Source organism: Amycolatopsis panacis (assembly GCF_003600245.1).
In the GTDB taxonomy this organism is placed as follows: Bacteria; Actinomycetota; Actinomycetes; order Mycobacteriales; family Pseudonocardiaceae; genus Amycolatopsis; species Amycolatopsis sulphurea.
On sequence record NZ_QZFV01000076.1, the window covers coordinates 20,035 to 43,436 of the forward strand.

The 23,402-nt window shown below is 69.2% G+C and carries 1 protein-coding gene (running past one end of the window); it reads left to right on the plus strand.

Features of this window, described 5'->3' with window-relative positions; translation table 11 throughout:
* Nucleotides 1–23,402 carry the beginning of a scabin-related ADP-ribosyltransferase gene (locus D5S19_RS12720; RefSeq protein ID WP_147397378.1) on the plus strand. Its footprint extends 53,821 nt past the window's final position, so 23,402 of the gene's 77,223 nt are visible here — the first part of the coding sequence; its start codon is at nucleotides 1–3; the stop codon falls past the right edge of the window.

Sequence of the window (23,402 nt, forward strand, 5' to 3'; positions counted from 1 at the left end):
ATGGATTGGGTCTTCTACCCTCTTGCGGGTGACGCCTGGCCGAAGGCCGACGAGGACGCGCTGCGGCAGCTGGCCGCCGAATGGGATCAGATCGCGCAGGAGATCGCGACGGCGAGCGCCGGGTTCAACCGGCTCGCCGAGCAGGTCACCGCGAATGTCGGCGGCGACGTGGCGGCTAATTTCACCGAGTTCGTCGGCAAGCTGAGCACGATCGGCAACGGCTACATCGCGCAGGCCCAGCGGCAGGCGGAGGCTCTGCGGCAGTTCGCGCTCGATCAGGAAAATGCCAAGTACAGCATGCTGATCGCGATCGTGGTGACCGCGGCGGACCTGATCTGGGCGGCGTCGAACCCGTTCACCGCACCGCTGATCCCGGCGATCTGGGGGGCTGGACGCGGCGCGGTGCAGGCGGCCGAGAAGACCTTGATGGAGCGTCTGATCAGCCTGGCCGGCCAGCTGGGCCGCGGTGCTGCGATCGAGGCCGCCCAGGAAGCCGCGGAGCAGGCGCTCGCGGACGTCATCCAGATCGCACAGGGCAACCGGCACGGGCTCAGCGACGCGGTCTGGCAGAGCGCGGTGATCGGCGGCGTCGCCGGCCTCTTCGCCCACGCGGCGCACGGCGTGCTGGGCAAGCGCGGCAACACCGCGCTCGGGGCAGGCGGCGTCGAAGCGGCGACCGAAGTTGTGGCCGGAGTGACCGGTGCGCTCGCTTTCGGCGGCGGTTTCGACAGCCTGGGCTGGGGTGCGCTCAATGGTTTCCTGAGTGGTACGGCCACCCATGGTGCCGGTCGTTTCGGCCAGAGCATGCACGACAAGTACTACGGCGACAGCGCCAAGGCGACGGGGCCGGATGCCGGCAGTTCCACCGGTGACGTCAAGAACGACTCGTTCGGCGACATTGAGATTCCGAACGATCCGGCGCCGTCATACGAGGATCGTCTCGGCGACCAGCTGGTGACCGATGAGCTTCCGCCACCGTATTCGGAAAAGCCCGGTGGTGCTCCGAGCAGGCCGCCGTCCTTTACTGGGGAAAGCGCGCCACCACCGTATTCCGAAGCGCCGCCGCCCTATTCGGAATCGCCGAGTGTCCCCAGGGGCGAGCAGAATACGGCTCCTCCAGGGGTGCATACCGGAAACGAAACGCCATCGAGTGGCGCACCCGTGTTCGGAAATGGTGGATCCCTCGCCGGCGGCGGTGGGACTTTCGCCGCGAATGGCGGCCAGCCGGGCACGCGGAACACGCCTGCCGGGCCGGCCCCGTCAGGTCAGCCTCCCACTGGCGGCGGACAGCCCACCTCGACCGGTTCCGCGCCGGGTAAATCCGGCTCGACGCCGGGGAATGCCCCCGGTTCCGTCGCGCCGCCGGTGGCGGGCAGTTCGCCTGGTGTGGTGAATTCGCCGGTTACCGGCAATTCTCCGGTCTCGAGCCACTCGCCGAGTGTGGGCGATTCTTCGAGCGTTGTGGATTCGCCGCTCGGGGAAAACTCGACCGTGTCGCCTGGCCCGGCGGCGGCCAATTCGCCTGCGACCGGCGGCCATTCCGTTGTCACCGACGTCGGATCGCCCGGAACCGGCACCTCTCTCGACGGTGGACTGCCCGGTTTCGGCGACAAGCACAGCGACGACGGCTATGACAGCGGCTACGAGAGCGGCCCTGAGGGCGACGCGGCCGCTGCCGGTCAGGAGCGGCGCCACTCCGAGGGCACCCCGGAGGCGCTGGACGGCACTCCGGGCAGCCAGGCCGGGAACACTTCAGCGGCACCGGGGACGACTCCCGGCAGTCACTTCGATGGCACTCCGGCCGCGCCCAGTAGCACTCCGGGCAGTCACTCCGGCAGCACTCCGACGGAGCCCGGGTCGACCCCCGGCAGCACCACGACGATGCCCGGGACGACTCCGGCCGGCCACCAGGGCAGCATTGGTACGCCGGAGATCTCGCACACCGGGCCGAGCCTTGGCAGCGGCGAGACACACACCTCCGCCCCGGGCCAGGTCTCCGGCACGGGTCCCGTCCCATCGTCGACGAGCGGCCACCCCGGTTCGGTTGCTCCGTCGCCGGTGGGGGAGCATGCTGGTTCGGTTGCTCCGTCGCCGGTAGGCGAGCACCCCGGTTCGGTTGCTCCGTCGCCGGTGGGGGAGCATGCTGGTTCGGTTGCTCCGTCGCCGGTAGGCGAGCACCCCGGTTCGGTTGCTCCGTCGCCGGTGGGGGAGCATGCCGGTTCGGTTGCTCCGCCGTCGGTGGGCGAGCACGCTGGTCCGGCCGTCCCGCCGGGCACCGCGCACACCGTTCCGCCCGCGACCGTCGGCACGCACGACTCGAACGAGGGCGCCACGCCGGGGTCCTACACGGACACCAGCGGTGTCCCGGCTACTTCGCCCGATGCGGGCCGCGGCGGGTCGCACTCGACCCCGGCCCCGAACACGGGATTCACCGGCGACACCGCGGTCGGGCAACACTCGGGTACCACGCCCGACCAGCACTCGGGCTTGCCTGGCGGTACGACTCCGGGGCACCGCGAAGGCGTCAACACCGAGGTCGCCGGTGGTACCATGGCCGACCAGCGCCCGGGCCTCAGCGACGGTACGGCTCCCGGGCGGCACACGGATGACGCGCCTTCCGGACAGCACTCGGTCGCCACGAACGAGACGACCACCGGGCAGGGCTTCACCGGGAACACCGCGACCGGCCCGAACGCGGGCGTCGAGAGCAAGGTGACCGGTGGACAGAACTCCGGTGTCACCAGCCCGTCCACGAACGTCAACCAGCCGAACACGGGCTCCACCACCGGAACCCAGCCCGCGGCCGACACCGGGAGCAAGTCCGGCGTATCCACCGGCGGGCGGGAGCTGTCCGGCGACCGGGCGACGCCGCCGCCGGTTTCGGGGAGTGTCGACGGGGTCAGAACGTCTTCCGGCCCGGTCGATTCCGGTGTCACGCACGAGTCCTCGACAGCGCACGGCGTGCAGACCAGCACTGACCTGCCTGCCTCGTTGCGGCCCGGCAGCGATGTCCCGGCGGATTCGAGCCAGTCGCACGTCGCCGGGGTCCAGCACCACGGCGAGCCCTCCGGCAGGCAGCCGGAAACTCCTGCCACGCATCAGGATCCGGCGAACGAGCGGCCCGGTCAGTCGAGTGTCCACACTGGACTTGAAGAAGTCCGTAATGGACAGTCGGAAACTCCCGGGACCACTCCGGCCGGTCCTGTGCCGGGCCGGAACGTGGACGCCAAAACGGAGTCTGGCACGAAGGGCGACATCCCCGCCAAGGGGACCACGCCATCGTCGACCGACCGGAACCCGGCCGTCTCGGCCGGTAAGCCGAACGAAAAGGACAGGCCGCGCGCAGAACGGACGCCGGATCCGGCGCCGAGCCTGGCCGTGCAGCCGGTTTCCGAGCCGGAGATCCGGGCGGTGGGCGAGCGATTCCTGCAGCGGTACGAGCCGGCGGTCGCCGATTACCCGCACGAGTTCAGCCCGGTGCAGGAAGACCGCCTGCGGACGCTGCTCCAAGGTTCGGATGGGCTGATTCTGGACCGGCAGGCGATCAGCGATCGATACGGCCCGCGGGTCCGCCTGGTCGTGGACCAGCTCCTGCACGCCGAGGCCGGACGGCCGGGGCAGGTCCGGGCCGTGGCCGAGCGGATCGCGCAGGAGCTGGATCTGGCGCGTCCGGAACGTCCGGGGCTCAAGGGTGGTGCGCCTCGCTCGCCCGGGCGTCAGCACCTGGAACCGCCGCCGTCGCCGCATTCCGCCGGGTCGCCGCGGTCCTCCTACGAGGCACCGCCGGACCGGAGCCGGATGCTCGAGGAGCGGCGGCCGTCCTCGCAGTTGTCGCGCGGCAGCGAGCCCTCGCCGCATTCGAGCCTGCGCCGGGCCGGGCCGTTGTCGTCGATCCCGGCCGTGGTCGATCCGGTCAGCCGGGAATGGGTGTTGCAGGCGGAACTGGAGCAGCCGGCGATCGTCGACCGTCCCGACTGGCGGGACCTGCGGCAGCGCATCGCCTCGCTGACCGGATCGGACGGCGCCACGGTGTCCAAAGTGGACGAACTCTCGGACGAGAACCTGGGCGACTTCCCGAAGTCGCTGGCCGGGATCAAGCTGGAGATCGGCGACTTCAAGGTCGATGTCCGGGTCGTCGGTATCCGGGAAGACGATCTGGCGCACGATGCGAGAGAAACGGATTCCTCCTCCTCGCGGCAGGTGTCCTACGAGTCGCAGCCGGATGAGACCTCTTCCACCGATACCAGGGATCGCACGCCGATCAACCTCTCGGGCGTCGCGTCGTCGTTCATCCCGTCCACACCGGGTGGGAAGCCCGGCTTTTCCGTGGAAGGGCTCGGGAAGGAGACGCACGACTCCATCTCGATGAAGAAGACCCGCGGGCACAAGGTGTCGACGTCCGAGGATCTGCGGAGCCGGACCTCGCGGCGCCATGTGACCTACGAGATCACCGCCACCCCGAAGCCGGGCGGACCGTTCAGCCGCAGCCGCAAGTCCGTCTCCTGGGCAATGGAAATGCCGGTGCGGCTGTCCTGGCCGACGCACCACGTGCCGGCCGAGGGGCTGCCGGATCCGGTACTGCTCAGCTATTCCCCGGATTCCTCGCAGCGCAAGTCGGTTCAGCACATCCGGTTCGCCGGGCTGGGCAATGTCTTCGACACCGTGCGGCAGAAGTACGGGCTGGAGAGCACCGACCCGGAGGTCGAGAAGTTCCGCACCTGGTTGAACAACCTCGGCCCGGACTTCGCCGACGAGCTGATCAACGGGCACGTGGCGGAGAAGTCGTTCCGGTTCAACGAGCCCGGCCCGGTCGTGTTCTCGGTCGCGCTCGCGCCGCCGGACGGGGTGGCCGAGCTGCGCACCGTTCCGGTCGGGGTGGGGCTCAAGCGCATCTCGCATCAGCGGAACGTGAGTGGTGAGTACCGCCAGTCCCATGCTTCGAAAGAAAAATGGGGCGGGTCCCTCACGCATTCGGTCGGTGAGGAAGTCCACGGCGTACCCGGTGTGAAAGCCGGCGGAAAGCTGTCGTACACCAAGTCGAACACCGACACGCGTAACGAGACCGAAGCGTACGGGTCGGCGAAGACCTCGGCGGTCGAAGGAAACTTCAACTCGCACGACCTCGCGTTCGACTACGTGTTGACCATGAAGGACCCGGAGAACAACAGGCCGATCGAGCCTGCTGTCCCAGGCCCGGATACCCGGCGCAGCACCGATGCCCCGTCCGCGACGCGGGTGCCCGGCAGGGCAAGGCTGTGGCTGTCCCGGCCGGGCGAGACAGAGTCGGCCCCGCAATCCGATACGGAATCCGAACTCAGCGGCCGCAGGCCCAAGTCCGGCATTCCCCGCGCCGAGGTGGCCGACCAGTTCCATGCCTCGTGGCTGCTGCCGGTCGAGACGCAGGCCAAGCTCATGCGCGAAGTCCTCGGCCCCGCGCTGCACTCCCTTGGCCTCGATCGCGAACTGAGCGGGGTCCAGCACCGCTTCGCGGAATTCCTCAACGAGAACGCGAAAACCCTGTTCGAGCGGGGCGATCCGGTCCGGTTCCCGCTTCCCGGGGACAAGGATCTGTACTTCGACGGAAATACGGACAACGGTGCCGGCGAGTACCGGGGCAAGGTTCCCTGGCGGGAGATCGACCACAAACTCATCGCCAGTGACGCGACCCAGCTCGACAGTCAGCGGATCCGGCAGATCGGCGCGAATCTCAACGCCGAGGGCCAGGTGGCACTGGCCACGCTCGGCGGGGATCTCGGTGTCTCCCAGGAGCGCTCCGACAGTGGGGACGTCTCCCGGACGGTGGAACTCGAACGCTCCCGCGCGGCCGCGCTGCCGGATCCGGATTCGCCGAAGCGCGGGGACGGCGATGTGCACCGGTACCGCTATTCCGCGAACATCCGGGCGCGGCTCGGCCTGGATGTGGATCAGCTGGACTCGCAGGAGTGGAGCACGTCCGCCGAGGTGCAGATCCTCGCCTTGAAGCGGCGGGGCGAAGGTGTGGACGTCCGCCGGGATCCGGCACGCCGGGAGACCGGCTGGGACGAGGTCGATTCCGTCGACCTTTCCCACGCCCGTCCAGGTGAGCTGCCGCTGGATTACGACCTGGAGGCCATCAAGCCGATTCGCCACCTCGGCTCGACCTTCAAGAGCCTGCTGAAGCCGCCGGACGCGCAGGGGCGCCGCGCGAAGGCGGGCGAGGCGATCAAGCAGTTGGCGCTGGGATCCAGGGCGTCGGCACTGGGTGCGCATCGTGGCGATGCGAAGGACAAGGACGTCTCGCACGACGCGGTGGAGCGGTGGGCGGGCTCGGAGGCCCGGCAGGCCCGCATGGAACTCGCCACCCGCTCGTCGGACGTGCTGCCGCTGGAGAGTTACAACGACCAGGGGTTGCTGGGCAGCCGGGACCTCATCGGAACCGGGTCGCTGACGACGCAGTACTTCAACCCGCGGGTCATCGACCGGGAAGAAGCGCACCAATTCAGCCAGACGAGGAGGGTGCGCACCGAGGTCACGACCTCGCATTCCCGCTCGACCGGCGTCAAGGCGACCTTCAGCACCTCCCTGGACACCGGGGGCAAGGCGAGTGTCGGCGCCGAGACCACGGCGGGCTACAGCCGTGGCCCGAGCGCGAAGATGTCCGTCACGGGCAGCACCGAAAGCACCGAGTCCGATGTGGAACGCGGCTACCTGGTCGAGTACGACGCGCACCACCTGCTGGACGTGTCGGTGCACGAGAGCACCACCGGCCCGCTCGGCGACCAGCATCCGCAGACCTCGGCCGACCAGCGCAAGGTCAAGTTCGTGCCGGACGCGGTGCGGGTCTGGGTGCGGGCCGGCGAGCTGTCCACCATCGGCGAGCTGACCGCACACGATCTCACCAATCTGGATCCCGCGGACCGTGAGCGTTACCTGGCCGCCCGCGCTCCGTCTACTGTGGACTCCGAGGTGGCGCAGGAGAAGCGGCCGCGGTCCGAAACGCAACCGGAAACCGAGAAGGAAACCGAGCAGCAGGACCAGATGCGGCCGGAGACCGAGACCGAAACACCGGCCGGCCTGCCGGAGGCGGCCGAGCGCGGTGCCGGGTCGATCGGGCCGGGGCGCCCGGATGTGGTGCGTGACTTCCAGTCCCAGCTGCGCAAGGCCTTGCGCAGCTGGGAATCGACCGTCGCGCAGCCGGAGGCGCGAGAGAAGTACGAGAAGCTGCACGACAGGTTGGTCGCGGACCTGGGCCGCAAGCTGTCGCAGGGCGGTTTCGACGCGATGGTCCGCGAAATGCGCGGCGGCGGCCTGCCGGTGCACGGCGAGCGCATCGGCGATTCCGGCAAGCTGGAGCAGCTGGGGGTGCTGAAGGCGCGGGTCGTCGGCGGGCGGCACCTCGGCGAATCGGCGCAGTACAGCCAGACCGTCACGGTGAAGACCGGGAAGAAGCCGGTCACGGGCAAGCAGTCGAACTGGACCAAGGGCCTGACGGTGAACGTCACGCCGGCGATCCCCGAGATCCCCGGCTTCTCGCTGCTCGACAAGGCGCTGGCGCCGAAGGCGGGGCTGAGCGACAAGAACACCAAGAGCACCGAATCCAGCGATGAGAAGCAGTACACCACCACATTCCGCTGGAGTGGTCCGGCGGAAGTCCACGGCGCCGATCTGGAAATCGAACTGGAACTGTTCCCGCACGCGCGGTCCGGTATGTACCGGCGGTTCATTCCGTTCCTGCGCCGGGAGCCGGTGAACGGTTCCTTCAATGCGGGCAGGTTCACGCTTTCCGAGAACGCGGTGCGCTTCAAGTCGCCGGAATACCTGCCGGTGCGCAGCGAGCCGGTCGCCTCGCAGGCGGAGGGCTCACTGCGCGAATGGTGGGCGCTCCAGGACGAAAGCGGCGTGCACGGCTTCCCCGACGAGGCGGCGATCGTGCCGTTGCCCGCCTCTGCGCCGAAGTTGCACCAGTGGGTGCGTGACCAGGTCGGCGGGCTGAACTCGCGGCGCGCCTACCGGTTGCTGCTCGGTACCGGATCCGTCCAGGTCAACGAGCAGTTCCGGGACACGCTTTCGCCGCACGGCCTGGTGGCCGACGTTCACAGCACGACGGTTTCGTCGGTGTCGATCAAGAGTGACCTCACCAATCTGAAACTGCTGGGCGAGATTCCCGGCGCCACGATCGAGCACGAGTTCGACGAGCCGCACAAGACGGTGGTCAAGGGCAAGAAGGACACCACCGGCGAAGCGCACCTGCTCTCCGAGGCCGTGACCGCTCTCATGACGAAACCGGAAGGGATCAAGAAGGAACTCGGCAGCAAACAGGCCGAGGCGCGTACCGAGACGTCGGCTCCGAAGAAGTCCTCCGGCAAGAGCTACCTGGTCAGCGCGGAACTGAACTGGGACGTCTCGCGGACGAACCGCAATTCCCGCAAGTCCGTCGAGGAGCGTATCGACCAGGACGGCCAGATCTGGCTCCGGGTGAACGAGGCGGGTCTGAAGGCGCTCGGGTTCGACGTGCCGGCGGTGGTCGCCGAGAAGCCCGAAGAGTCCGGACACGACACCTCGGTCAACGAGGACGCGGTGGGGAAGCCGTTCACGGAAAAGGGTTCCGGGCCCAACGACGCCACGGCCAAGGATGCCGAGCCGGACGACCCCGCGGCCAAGGACCCCAAGGACTCCAAGGACCCCAAGGGCACCGCGCGCAACCTGCGCAGTTTCGGTGCCGTCCTCGTGGCCGACGACGGCCCGTCCGTCGCGCCGGCGCGCCCGGCGCCGGGGGTCACGACGGTGTCCAGCCGGCCACGGGACCCGCAGACCGGGGTGGGCATCGATTCCCATCGTGGGCACGAGGCGGTCCGGGAAAGCAATCCGAAAGCCAAGCCGTCCTCGTTCAACCGGGTCCGGCCCCGCTCGCTGACGGGCGAGGAGCAGGCCGCGGTCGACGCCGCCCTTCGGCATTACGCGCCGATCATCGGAGCACAGCGGGAGAATTCCAGCCGTGCCGGTATCGAGCAGGAAGTCCAGAACATCGGCGGGGTGACGCTCGGGCTGGAAAAGGGCCTTCCGTCGCTGGGTATGGGCGGCGAATACATCGGGTCGCACAAGACGGTCAACCTCTACGCGTCCGCCGTGCTCAGCAAGGAATTCGGCGGTGGCGTGCGGGGCCTCGAAGGCACCGTGACCCGCGAACTGTCCCACGGTCTGCTCAGGTACGCGCTGAAGGATTACCAGCGCCACGTCGGCAGCTGGAATGAGGACGGCAGCCCGCTGCGGCGTCCGGAAGCCGAGCCGCCGATCACGCCGCATGTGCGCACTGCCGCGGACGATTTCCGGACGTCGATCATGTGGCACGAACTCGGCCGCGATCGGCTGGCGAGCCGGTCGCCGCGGCGTGCGGCGTTCGTCGCCCGGCTGGAAACCGAGCACCCCGATGTCTTCGTCCGCGGTGAGAAGGAGCCCGCGTCCGCTTTCGCGACGCGCGTCGCCCGTGAACTCGGTGACCACAAGCCGGAATTCAACGAGCACACCGGTTACTGGCACGCCGACGGCTCGCCCGAGTTCGCCGGTGAACGCCCGATCACTCGCTATGGCACGACGAACCCGAGCGAGGACATGGCCGAGACGGCCAAGTACTACTTCCTCGAGCCGGATCGGTTGCGGGAGCAGGCCCCACGGCGGGCCGAGTTCTTCGACCAGCTGGTGGCGAGCTGGACGCCGAAGGGCAAACAGCCCGAAGGCCCGGTGGCGGTGGCTCCGCCGCCGATGGCGGTGCGTACCCTGCTCGGCCGGAGGGGATCGGCCGACTCCGGCGTCGACGTTTCCCTCGAACGGGAAGACGTCGCGCCCGCCCCGAAGCCCCCGGTCGACGACGAGCCGGGCATCGAACTGCAGGACCTGCCGCCGCGGCGGCCTCAGCCGGAGCCGCGGCCGGATCGGAACCTGCCCTCGATCCCGGAAAACGCCGAGCTGACCCAGGACTCCACTCCGCCGGACGACCACGACGAATCCTCCACCGAGGAGCAGGACCGCCGCCCCTTCGCCGAGCGGCTGCCGCAGTTCGTCCGGGACGGGCACGCGCTCGGCTCGGTCGGGCCGGTCGACGTGCGGGGCGGCCCCGCCGTGGGCGCCGCCATCCGCGGGCTCGTCCAGCGGCTGGATCCGCGGCGGGACGCGATGCCGGAGCCGCGCGGTATCGACGCGATCGTGGACACCCTCAGCGGTCCTGGTTTCGAGTCCTTCATGGGCAAGGGCCGCACGTCGATGGTTCGGGTGCACGACAGGTGGTATGAGGTGCACGTCCGGGCCAAGCCCCACCTGGCCGGGGTCGGCGCAAGCCAGGTGCGGCCGGTCACCACGGCGCTGAACACCGATCTCAAGGACGAGGCCAAGACCACCCATTCCCAGGCGAGCAACCTCACCACCGCGTCCCAGATCGGTACCTCCTACTTCGCGGCGTTCCCCGCGCTCGGCCCGTACGCCTCGGTCGCGGTCTCGGCCCAGCTCGCCACGCCGGCGATCGCGCACAAGTCCACCGTCACCGGTACCGACCAGCGGGTGATCCGCTCCGCCGGGGACCAGCAGCGTGCCGATGTCGGGGTCACCTTCGACATCACGGTGCGCACCGAGACCGGCACGATCACCGGGACCTCGGTGGAGGGCGGGGTCGGGCTGGTGCTCTCCACCGACCTGAGCAAGATGACGGTGCCGGAACTCGAGCGGTCCGCCGGCCCCGAGCCGGACTGGGCGAAGAAGATCGAATTCCTGGTTCCGGAAGCCGTGGTGCTGGACGAGCACAGGCTGTTCGAGCGGGTGCGGGAGAATCTGCCGCCTTCGGTGACCGGTTTCAGTGCACCCGGCCGGGCCGTGCTGCGTGATTTCCTGAGCGGCCCGATGGTGCGCGACGCCATCGGCTCCGCGCTGCAGGGCGGCAAGGTGACTTCGAACGACCTGCTGAGCCCGCACGCCGCGCACCGCGACGCCGTCCAGCTGACCGCGAAGCCGACCGATGCCGAGCTGGTCGGGGTCGTCCCGGGGAAGAGCGAACTGCGGTTCAACGATTCTTCGGTGAACGTCGGCAGTTCCGAGGCCGAGTCGAAGTTCGGCATGGATGTGTCCCCCACGTTCGGCGGCGGCGCATACACGCCCGGTGGCCTCGGCGCGGTCGGTGGGATGACCGGTTCGCTGACCCGCAGGCGCGGGGAGACGTCGGTCAGTGGCAGTACCGTCACCAGCAAGTCTTCGGTGAACGTCAAGGGCGACATCGGCTTGTACAAGCTCACCGTCGACGTCGGGATCACCTCCTCCACCGGTGACACGGTCACCGTCCCGGCCACCGTGTACGCGCGGATGGGGCTGCCCGAGGCCAAGGCACAAGGCCTGCCGGTGCCGAAGGGCACCAAAGGCAGGTTCACCTTCACCAGCGCGCGATACGAACCTCCGTACCTGGTCGCCGCGGCCTCGGCCGGGAACGTGCATGCCGGGACCTTCACCCCGGCGACCGAGCTGCAGCCACAGATCGAGAAGGCGTTGCAGGACCAGCCCGGGTACGCGAAGTTCTTCCCGCGCTGGGACAAGCTGCAGCGGGACAACAACACCGGCGCCAGCCGGGAAGTCGGCGAACGGCTGGCGAACCTGCGCAAGCTGACCGCGGCCTTCTCCCCGGCGGCCCTGCGGTCCAAAATGGACAGCCTGCTCGGCCCCGGCGTCTCGGTGCAGTTCAAACGAACCGGGCTGTTCACCGACGAGTACATCAACGTGACGGTCAAGGCGAAGCTCTCCCCGGGCAGGCACCTCGGGCAGGCCGACGGGCGATCGGTACGGGCCAACGCCGAGACGAAGCCGGAGGTGGGCAGCGCCACGAGCACCGAGCGGGGCTGGTCGGTCGCTCTCGAGGGCCGCGTCGGCCTGCCGACCAACACCCCGCTGACCACCCCCGGCCGGCGGATCAACCCGGCGTTCACCCCGGCGCAGTACATAGACAACCGGACCTGGAAGAACTCCGGCGGCCCGACCATGGCCAGCGCGGTGACCGCGGGCGGCCACCCGAACGCGCAGGTGTTCCGGCACGACGTCGAGTTCGAGGTGGAGATCACCCGCTACACCCGCAACCGTCAGTGGGTGAAGCGCCTGACGCCCGGCTCGCCGCTGCGGGTCACGCCCAAGGTGTCCACGATCGCCAGGACCGGTGATCAAGGGCTGCCGAAGATCTCCGGTGAGGTCGATCTGTGGATCAGCGACAGCGCGGCGCTGCGGAAGGACCCGGCGAGGTTCGCGCCGGGCGCGCCGGGGACCACCGTGGTGCGCGAGGACCAGGCGCCGAGCATCGACGAGCTGCTCACCGAGCACTGGGCGAGCCAGCAGGAAACGACGCCGCCGAAGTTCCTGTATGCGGAGGCCATCGCCAACACCGAGCACCTGCGGGACGAGGCGCTGCGGCAGCTGCAGCGCGCGGCGGGCGGGGACGCGGTGCTGGGCCTGCCCGGCGGCGAGGCGCGCAAGCGCGTGGACCGGCTGTTCGAGCCCGAGGCGTTCCGTGCGAATCTGTCCAGGTTCGTGACTCAGGGGGCGCAGAGCGGCGGGTTCCGCTACCACCGGCGGCTGGCCGACCGGGTCGGTGGGCTCGGCATGGCGGTGTCGCTGAGCAAGCCGAAGGTGGTCGCCGTCACCGATGCCGGCTCCGGCAACGAAAGGATGCACGCCGGCGGCACCAAGTCGGCTTACGAGAAGTCGCGCGAGCAGTCGGTCGAAGGCAACGTCCAGGCCGGTTTCAGCGTCCGCCCGGACCAGAGCGGCTCGTCTCCCCAGGGGCAGATCCACGGCGCGATGAGGTGGAGCCCGTGGACGCGCAAGGTGACCACGAATGCGGAGCTGAGCGCCACCGTCGAGCACCTCCGGGGGATGCCGTCCTCCAGCCGCACCGTGCTCGTCCAGTACGACGCCGATGTGCGACTGGCCGCGGAAAGCCGGTGGGAGAGCCTGATCGACGGCAGTACGTCGAGGGCAGGCGCGCACGTCAAGCTGCCCGGCGCGGTGTTCGTCCGGATGAGCGAGGACCAGGCGCGCGAGCAGGGCCTGCTGCCCGGCGTGGAGCAGCGCCCACGGGTGCCCGGCACGATGGCCACGCCCGCGCTCGTGGGCGGGGACTCCAGCTCGCTCGGCGCCGTGGTGGTGGAGCACGCTCCGGACCTGTCGAAGCTGGTCGCCGACGCGCGGGAGAACCTGGGCCGGATCGGCGGGAAGCTGCTGCCGAAGTCGGTGCTGGACGACTCGATGAACAATCTGCAGCGCACGCTCGACCTGGCCGCGCCGGACGCGGTCACCGCGCTGGTGGACGGCGCGCTCGACGGCGGGGCGTCGGTGATCGTGCACGACACGGGAATTCTGTCCACCGACCGCTATCGGCTGGAGCTGAAGGCGACCGTGGTCGGCACCGATTTCGTGGACGTGGTGCACGACGGCGGCACCATCGGGCACACGGTCTCCACGGCCGGGGCCGGCAAGCGGAAGAAGGCCACGGGTTCCTCCTGGGGTGGCCAGGCGCGGGTCGGCGTGAGCGGCCGGTTCGTCGACGACCACGCCAGGACCAACGGCTACATCGGCTCGAACGCGGGCCTGATCGGCACGCGCGCCAAGAACCAGCAGTACGTGGAAAGCTCCACGGTCACCACGAAAAACGGTTCCACCGCCAGTGGCCCGATCGCGCGCTACCAGCACCGGGTGCGGTTCGACCTGGTCGTTCAGCGCGGTGGCCGCGAGTATCCGGTCAGCTCGCAGGAATCCCGCCTGATGGTGCGGGCTTCGGCCGACGACCAGAAGGTCTCCGGCCCACTGGAGCGCCAGGCCAACCTCCACGCGACGCGGTTCACCGAGCTTCGCCCCGCCGCCGCGAACCCGTGGAACCTGGCTTCCTGGCGCGACACCGGTGTCCCCCGGCTGCCGGAGTCCGCACTCGTCGAAGGGGTGCGTGGCGCCGGTGAGGTCCGGGGTGCCGCGGTGCGGGCGATGCGGCTGGCCGGTGCGAGCAACCGCCTGACCGATCCCGACACCGGCGCGTGGAACACGCTTTCCGCGGCGATCAGCAACGAGATGCTGCAGGCGAATCTGCCGCACATGTCCGACGACCCGTTGCGCCCGCCGCGGTTGCACGAATCCTCGCGGTGGGCGAGGAACGGCAGCGCCACCATCGAAGTGCACTCGCGGCTGGTGAAGCCGAAGCTCGTGGCGCTCAGCGATTCGGTGAAGCTGGAACGCTCGGACCAGCTCGCCACCACCGCCGCGGCCGAGTCGGAGAAGACGGTCGGCGGCAAGAACCAGGTCACGGTCGGCACCGGGGGTGTGTCCACGCCGAGCAAGCAGTCGCATTCCTGGGGTGGCGCGGATTTGCGTACCCCGGCCAACGTCTCAGACCCGACGTCGAGCACGGCGGGTACGCCGCGGACGGTGCTCACGCAGCGGGAGGACCGGACCGGGCTGGTCGAGTACGGCGTCGAATACCTCGTGGTGGCCAAGCTCGGCAACGGCGAGCGGGGGGTCGTCAAGGTCACCGTGCCCAAGTCCGCGCGGGTGCGGATGACCGCCGATGACCTGGAAGCCGTGCTCGGTACCAAGCTGCCGGATGCCCTGACGAGGGCGCAGGACGCGGTCAAGGAAGCCGCCGAGAACTGGCGCGACGCCGAAAAGGAACTGGAAGAAGCACAGCACGCCCTCGATGACGCCTGGCTGGCGGAGAACGAGAGCCTGCGGGCGCTGGTCGAGAACGCGAACAATCACAGTGTCAGTGATGGGTGGCTCACCGATTACGAGGACGCGGGGACCCTGGTCGCGGACGAAAGCGCCAGCGTCCGCACCGGTCCCGCCGTAAATCTCCGCCGGGCTCTGGACCAGGCGCAGGACGAAGTTCGCGATGCCGCCACGGAGCTGCACGAGCGACAGGACGAACTGGCGTACTGGGAGTCGATCGGCGACCAGCACCGCGCACTGGCGGTCACCGAATCGGACCCTGTCGAGCGTGACCGCTTCCTCCGGCTCGCCCGCGAGAACCAGGCGGAGGCGGACGGCATCCGCGCCAGGCTGGCCGAGCGGCAGCAGGTGGCGCGTGCCCGGGTCGACTCGATCGCCGATCTGCTGGACCCGTACCGCAACGACCACTCCGAGCACCGCGCGTTGCAGGAGGAAGCACGCACCAGCGCGGAAAACGCCAGGGCGAAAGCGGACGCGGCGCGGCAGCAGTGGTGGAACGCCAAGTCCGAAGTGGACAGCCGGCTGAACGCGCACCGCTGGCCGCTGCGGACGAGCACCCGGGTCGATCCGCGGGTCACCGAAATGCGGCGGCGCGACGCCGTGCTCGTGCATGACTCCGACGACGAGGGGCCGCTGGGGCCGCCACGGCTGGTGGTGGACGAGGTCTCCGGCACGGCGTCCGACGGGGAGCAAGGGTCGTCGAGTCCGCAGCTGCTCCGGCCCGGACCGCCTCGGGTGGACCTGAACACCAGCGAATTCGGCGGTTTCGTATCGTCCTGGATGGACAGTATCGACGCGCTGGTCCCGACGGTGCCGCGCCGGAGTTCCTGGGCGACCATGGTCTCCCAGGACGACGACGAGTCGCTGAGCAGCGAGCGGCTGAACGGCGAGTTCGGCATTTCGCCGCGTAACCAGCGACGGCTGCGCAACTTCGCGGACCGCTTCGGGGTCGTGCTGGAGGTGCGGCCGACCAACCCGGAATCGGTGAAGTGGCTGGAAAAGGGCGCGATGCCCAAGCCGCTGACCATGAAGGCGAAGACGATCAGCTCGATCGATGTGCACCTGGGTGCGCGCGAGGACCAGATCGGACTGGTCGGCTACTTCCGGCCGCAGCTGCCGCCGGCGGAGGTCCTGGACGCGCTCGACGCCGACGTGCGGGACGCAGTGGCGCGCCGGTACGACGCACGGAACACCGAGTACGACGCGCTGGCCGAGAGCATGGACGCCTACGCGGAAAGCGGGCAGTTCCGGGTGGTGGACGGGGTGGTCGAAGGTGCTGTGGGGCGCGACAGGTTCGTGCCCGTCACCGCGGATCTCGACATCTACCACATCCGCCAGCCCGACGATGGGGAATACCTGTCCGAGGAGGCCTACAACAACGTCTACTGGCTGCTGTCCCATCGCGATGTGGGGGTGCAGCACGGCGCGCATATGTACTGGCAGCCCGAAGATGAGTTCCAGCAGAAGATCTTCGACGACATCGTCAACAAGCATCAGGAGGGCGCCCTCGGCGGCGAGCCGTTGATCCGGTTCGCGCCGGGTGAGCCGCCCACGGTGGCCTACGCCGACCGGCTGGAAGACTCCATCGCCTCCCTGGCGCGTCGCGGTTCCGTGCAGGTACAGGACGCGGTCGCGGGGCCCACCGTATTCTCCGGCCTGGACCACGACACCGGTCTGCCCTACCACTTCGACAGCTCCGAGGTCGAGTCGCGCCCGGTCCTGCTCGACGGACAGGTCGTCGCCGTCTCGTTCCTGCCGGAGAGCGAGCACACCGCGGACGTCGAGGCGGACTGGGTCGCGAACAACTCCGGCAAGGTCGGTTCGCTGCCCGAGGGGGTGACCTCGGAGCAGGTCGACCAGCAGCTGGAGCGGGCTGAAACGCACGGCGTCACGCCGGAGCTGGCGGGCCGCCGCTTCGGCGAATGGGCCGACGAGTCCGCCGCCCCCTGGGACAAGAACTCCTTCACCGTCTTCGGGCACGGCCGCCCGAAGACGGTGAAGCTGCGCTTGCTCAGCGGCCGCACGGTGCGGGTCGACGGGGACACGTTCGCGCAGATCGTGGTGAAGACGGCGGCGTACGCCCAGGCGCAGGCGAACACCCGGCCTTCGGTCACCCTCATCGCGTGCAGTACCGGTCAGGGCGACCAGGCGGGCGATTTCGCGCCAGACTTCCGGCGTGCGCTCAGTGATCTCGGCGGACCCGCGATCGTGCACGCGCCCACGAAGCCCACGACCTTCGGCCAGGAGTCCGCGACGCTGGGGAGGGCGGTGGGTGCGAAGGGCGCTTTCACCACGGTCACCGACGGCGGGCGGTTCCGGACCTTCGGCGGCAGGCCCGGCGACGAGGCGATCGTGGGGCTGGTTCGCGAACTCGCCCGCGACCATCCGGTGACCGTCCCGGGCAACGGGCCGATTTCGTTGTCGGACCGCCCGGGCACCGTCGCGCTGGCGTCCACTGTGGAGCGTCAGCTGGCGGACGAGGTGGCCCGCACCGGTGTGTTGCGGCCGAATTCGGTACGCGAGCTCGTCGCGCGGCACGAGCGCCCGGACGTGATCTTCTCCGCCGTGCTGACCCGGCTCGCCGCGCAGCACGGCCCGGCGCTGCACACCCTGGTCGACGCCGAGCGTGATCCGCGCACCGGGGAGTGGGTGCGCACCGAGCTGCCACCGATGGCGCACGGCCTGGTGACCGTGACCGGCAAGGGAACCTGGACCGATACGCAGGTGTCCCGGCCTGCGCGGTTCAACCCGGCCTGGAGCGCCGGTCCGGCCAGGGACACCGCCGCCGCGCCGGTCCGGCCCGATCCCCGCTCCTACGCCGAAACCCTGGTGGAGCACCACTACGACGGGGTCGAGCCGCCGCCGGTCACCGTCCCCGCCGAGCAGGCCCCGCAGTTCAAGGCCGATGTCCTCGCGGAGCTGAGCAAGCTGCCCCGCATCGATTCGCCGATCGCGCCGGAACCCGACGCGGACCTCGACCCGATCGAGCTGTCCCGGGTCGATTCGGGAATCGCACTGGACGAGCTGGTGGTCGCCGACCCGACTCGCCTGACCGGTCACGTCGACGGCGCGCCGGACACGGTCGTCGAGTTCGCCCCGGGCACCGTGGCCAGCACCGGGCTGACGAACCCGGACGGCACCGTCGGTGGCCTGACCTACCTGGCACCGGACCGAGCGCCGTCGGTGCAGGAATGGCTGCACCAGCAGCGCGGGGAGAGCCTGCTCGTGGAGGCAGATCTCGAGCAGGTGCGGGCGTTCGGCGATGCGGCGCGCGCGGATGCCGGCGCGCGGCTGAACGGCCGGGGCCGCGGGATGGGGGGGATCCGGGTTCGCCCGCCGTGGGCGGATGAGCGGACCTTCATGATCACCGGTCCCGCCACCGAAACCCACGCGCGGATCGAGGTTCCCGGACCAGACGGTCAGCCGGTGGGCGTGTGGGTGGACGGGCGGACGCTCGCCGCGCACGTCGTCTCCACCCCCGAATTCCAGGCCGCGCAACCGGATTCGGTCACTTTCCTGAACGCGGCGGGCCACCGTCGCGAACCGGGCGGGCTCGCGTACGACTTCCAGCAGGCGATGGACTCCTTCGGTGGCCCCTCGGTGGTGCACGCCGCCACCGGCGAGGTGCTTGCCCACCACCGCGTGACCACCGAGACGAGCACACCGTTCGGACCGCTCCTCGGCGCGAAGGACGAGGCTTTCACCGCGGTCGCTCGCGGTGGGCACTGGGAAACCTTCGGCCGCCCGGCGGATACCGGCACGGTCGCCGAGGAACTGGCCGGTGCGCTGGACAAGGGCTGGCACTACGCGCGGACCGAGGCGGGCGAAGGACGAATCCCGCTCAGCGATCGGGCGCGCACGCTCGATCTGGCCACCGAGATCGCCGTCGCGACGCGGGAGGGCAGCCAGCCCGCCGTGCTCAACGCGCTGCTCGACCGGCTTGAGCATCCCGGCGTAGTCCTGGCCGCGGTCGATCGCCACCTCGGCCGTCCGGCGCTGTCGGAGACCCAGCGGAACGCGTTGCAGCTCGCGGCCGAGCGCGGCGCGGCCTTCCACGACGAGAACCGGAAGCTCGCGCAACGGCGGGTGGCCGAGCTGAACCGCACCGCGGGCACCCGGTACCCGGTGGACGACCCGGCGGCGATGGACCGCATTCTGGAAGCCGCGCACCTGAACCTGCGCACCATGGACCTGACCCGCAACATCGACTTCACCAGCGTGCCCGCCGGTGTGCCGCGTGAACCCGGCGAGCGGGCACCGAGCTGGGCGGAGCTTCTGACCCGGCAGGACCGGTTCCCCACGTTCTGGGAGTCCGGGTACACCACCGGCACGCCGTCGCGCTCGGGCCGCGGCTGGGTCGAGGAGCAGCTGGGCTACGGCCCGGTGCTGGGCCGCATCAGCGGGGACCCGGCCAACCGGCATGACGAGACCGCCGACTTCGCGCCTACCGCGCCACACGAGACTCCGGTGTACGCGGCGCTGAATTCCAGGCAGCAGCACGGTGGTACCTACAGTTTCGGCGCGAGCGTCCTGTACCTCAAGCCGGAAGTCCGGGAACGGGCGACTTTCACGCCCAGCGACAGCGCCGCTCGTGGCCGTCAGGGTGTCGAACGGATCACCGACACCGATCACCTGTACGGGCTGCTGGCATACGGGCATTTGGACAACGTGCGGCTCGCGCTCGGCAGCGTGACCGGGTTCCGATACGACCCCGAGATGGACGCCGACATCCGGACCGACGGCCATGCCGCGGTCGGGCGCTCCTTCGAGGCGCAGCTGCACGGTGGCCTGTCCTGGCACGAGGTTTCGCGCATCGTGGTCAACTACGGTGACTTCTACGGGAACGCGACGGGGAACCTGACCCAGGACGAGGCCATCGGCCTGGTCGCCTACCTGAACGCGCACCGCGACGAAAAGGGCTACGACTTCACCGTCGAACTCGGCGAGGAGATCGGCGACCCCGACGGGCTCTACCGCGCGGAACAGCAGCGCGTCCTGGACCTGTTCGACATGACCAAGTTCGGTCCGGACGAGCAGCGCACCCTGGCCGAGGTCGACCGGATGGCCAACACCCGGCCGTTCCCCGCCCGGGCCACCCCGGAGGAGATCCTCGGCCTCGCCGGTCAGTTCGGGTTCGACACTGCGGAGCCGGACCGGGCGATGGAACGGCTGTGGGGCCACGTGTATCGGGCGGTGCGGTCGGGCGGGGCCGTCCCGCGACCGCGTACCGAGTCCGGCTTGTCGACCGCCCCGACGTCGGTGCTGGTGGCCGATCGGGAAGGCCCGGTGGCGCCGGAAACCGGGTTGCCCACCCCGCGGGTCACGCCGTTGCCCACCACCGATACGCCGGTACAGGCGCGGAAAGCGAACATGTACGAGTCCGATCCGCCGCAGAGCCGGGCTGTGGTGGACGTCGTCGATGAGGTGCCGGACGAGGGCCAGCTGAAGGCGATCGCGAAACGTGTCGTGGACAAGAGTGAGCCCCGGCTCCGGCGTGCGCAGGAGATGGCGGATTTCCGGTTGCATCTGACCGGCGACGAATCGACGCAGGACGAGTACCGCCGCCTCGTTCTGCCCGCGCTGATAAACGCGGTGCGTGACGAGGCGAGTGAGCGCAACTTGGACCCGGGTGAGCTGGGTCTGAACTTCCCGGTGGTCGAAGTCCAGAGCTGGGACCAGGTCCGCGCCGAAGTGGTGGAGCATTACGCTCCGCGCCACGCGCTGGTGTCCTATGCGGTGATGACGTCGCTGACCGTGCCCTTTGTGCGGGATGGTGATCACCTGTCGGAGGCAGGCCGGCAACGGGGGGAGGCGATGCTCGGTGGTTTCGTCAGGCGGCTGGTCGCGCTGCATAGGGCGGGTACGGACCCGCGCCATCTGCCGAGGTTCTTTGTCGATCAGCGTTCGGGTAAAAAGCAGGAGGCTGCCCGGCTGAAGAATGTCGCCGCGATGGTCAACGCTGTGGTCCGGGCCGAGTTGCCGGCTGATTCGGCACTCACGCCGGAGCAGGTGATCACCGGCTACATCTTGGCGCACCGGTCGAGGCACGCGGGCAACGTGGAAGGCCTTTTCCTCGATGAGGTGGGTCTCGCGCCGGAGGCGCTCAAACTGCCTGCGGCCCACCGCCGCCGGGTGGACACGTCTGCCGAGGCGGTGGTCGGGCAGTGGAGCGGCCATCCTTCTCCGGACCCGGACCGTCCGCGGACGGTGCTGGACGACGAAAAGGAGGAGATGCTGGATGCGATCAAGAGCTTGGCGAATCAGTCGGATGATCGCCGCCGCAAAGACCTGCAGGGACTGGACATTCGGCTGAGTGTCCGCAAGAAGTCGCCGTCCACGCATGGTGTGCGTACCGACCTGCATCAGTGGATGGAGGAGGATCTGCGGGAGGCGCTCGCCGCGCGTGGTGTGGCGCAGGACGAGCTGACGTTCACCTACACGACGACGGTGACGAAGAGTAACGACCCGAACCCGATCACCATCACCTTCGCCTGGTACGAGACGCCGGACCGGTCGTTGGCGGCTTACCGCGACGGTAAGGTGAAGCAGCTGACCGAGCACTTCCTGCAACAACTGCCGGTGTTGTCGGCGGCGGCCGAGCAGCGGGTGACGGAGTACGCCGTGGGGCACTTCCAGCGAGCGCTGGTTGGTCCGGCCAGCGACGAGATGCTGGTGATCGGGGTGGTGGCCAGCGAGAAGGCGACCAAGTTCGGGATCGGGCCGCGGACGCAGCGAGCCAAGGTGCTTGTGTGGGACGCGGCGGCCCGGGCGCTCGCCGAGTCGGGGAATGTCGTCTCCATCGATGCGGTGGCGAAACTGGTGAACGAGCACGCACTGTTCGAGGCTTACGCGAGCGAAAGCAGCAAAAACGGCGTCTTGCTGGTGGATGTGCGTGCCCCGGTCGTCCCGTTGCCTTCGGTGGACCGCTCGGTGCGCCGGCGCCAGGCCGATGCAAAGAACCGGGTCGACCCGGTCATGGCTGAAACGACGATCGTCATTGCCGGGAACGATCCGCGGCAGTTGTCCGATGATGACCGGGAGAAGCTTGATTGCAGCGCGGAGTACGTTGCCTTGGATATCAAGGATGCTCTCGAGGATGATCTGGAAATGCCGGATGTCCGGTTGCATGTCCACGGCACTCCGGAGCAGCGCCGGGAGTTCGGCACCGCGATGGTCGAGTTGTTCAAGGATCGGGTGCGTGCCGCGGCGCGGGAGTGGGGTGTGGATCTCGATGGGCTGACTCTGGATTTCGACGTCATCGAACGCAGGGGCGAAGGGGAGCCGTCTTTCATTGTCACTGTGCACGGGCCGCCGCAGCAGCCCCTGCGCAGTTATCGCGATGCGAACGCGTTGATCGTGAAGTTCCTGGAATGGGGTCCGCTTCCGCGTGCGGCGGTGCGTCGGCTGGACGAGATGATCCTGAGTTTCGTGGGCTCGCTGGCGGGCGCTGATCGTCCGCCGTTCTTGCTCGTCGATCTGGCTGTCGGATTGAAGAATCTGGACTTTCGGACGGAGCAGGCCACGGAGGTGATCAATCAGGCTGTGCGCAAAGCACTCCCGGCGGGTTCTCCGTTGTCGGCCGAGCAGGTGATCCGCGATCACATCGGGTTCTACCGGGACAGCGAGTCCCCCAGCTACAGCTTCCTCAACCTGGACATCATCAGGAGCGACGAGGACTGGGCGCTCAAGCCGCAACTTCGGCGAATCGACGGGCCTGGGAGGACCGCGAACACCGGGCGGCCCAAGGAAACCTTGCGGGCCTCCGAGCCGTTCCACCGGCTGGGCGTCGACAGTCAGCGGCTCACTGACGACGGTGAGCAGGCCATCGCGCGGTATGGCCAGGACCTGGGGTCCTGGGTTCGTGGGCTGGATCCGGATGTCGAACCGCCGGATGTGCGGGTTTCCGTCCGGTTCCGAACCTCGCCTGATGCGCGAAAGGTCGTGCGGCGGCCGGGGTTGCCGCACGTGGCGGAGGGGCCAACGGTTCGGGAACAGACGCGGACGTATCTCAGTGGGCTGCTGCACGGTGGTATGCGTGCGGCGGGGGTTGGCGATGAGACCTTGTCTCGCCTGCCGATCACCTGGATCGAGAACCGGGGCCGTGGCGGGAATGAGGGCCGTGTGGTGATGCACGCCTATGACACGCCCGGGAGGACCGCGGGCTACTACCGTACGGCCGATGTGGTGGAGTTCAGATTCCTGCCCGGCCAGGGCGGTTTGGGCGGCCGGATGTCGGCGGCTGCCGAGCAGCGGCTGGGGTGGAAGCTGGAGGGGGATGTCGCCCGTTTCCTGCTCAGTTCCCAGGACCGGCGTCCTGGGCTCCTGATCGAGGTCAAGAGGGACGACAACATTCCGCCGGTGCGTGAACTGGTGAAGAAGAAGCTCGGCGACGCATTGGCCGCTGAAGGGGATCATTCGGTCGATGTCCGGACTCTGCTGGGGCAGGTGCGGTTCAAGCATGTTCCGGGTCTTGACCACGGTGTGCGGGTCAGCAGTGTCGCTGCCGATTCCGATTCCGGCAGCCGGCACTCCGACACGGAGATGGCGGATGCGCTCGGCGACGGGCAGCACTTGCCGATGTCCCAGTCGTGGGATTCGCTTGAGTCGCAGTTCGGCTCCGACGTGGAATTGATGAACCAGGACGATTTCGATCTTCGGACACCGGGCCGGGTGGCGGGCACCGAGCC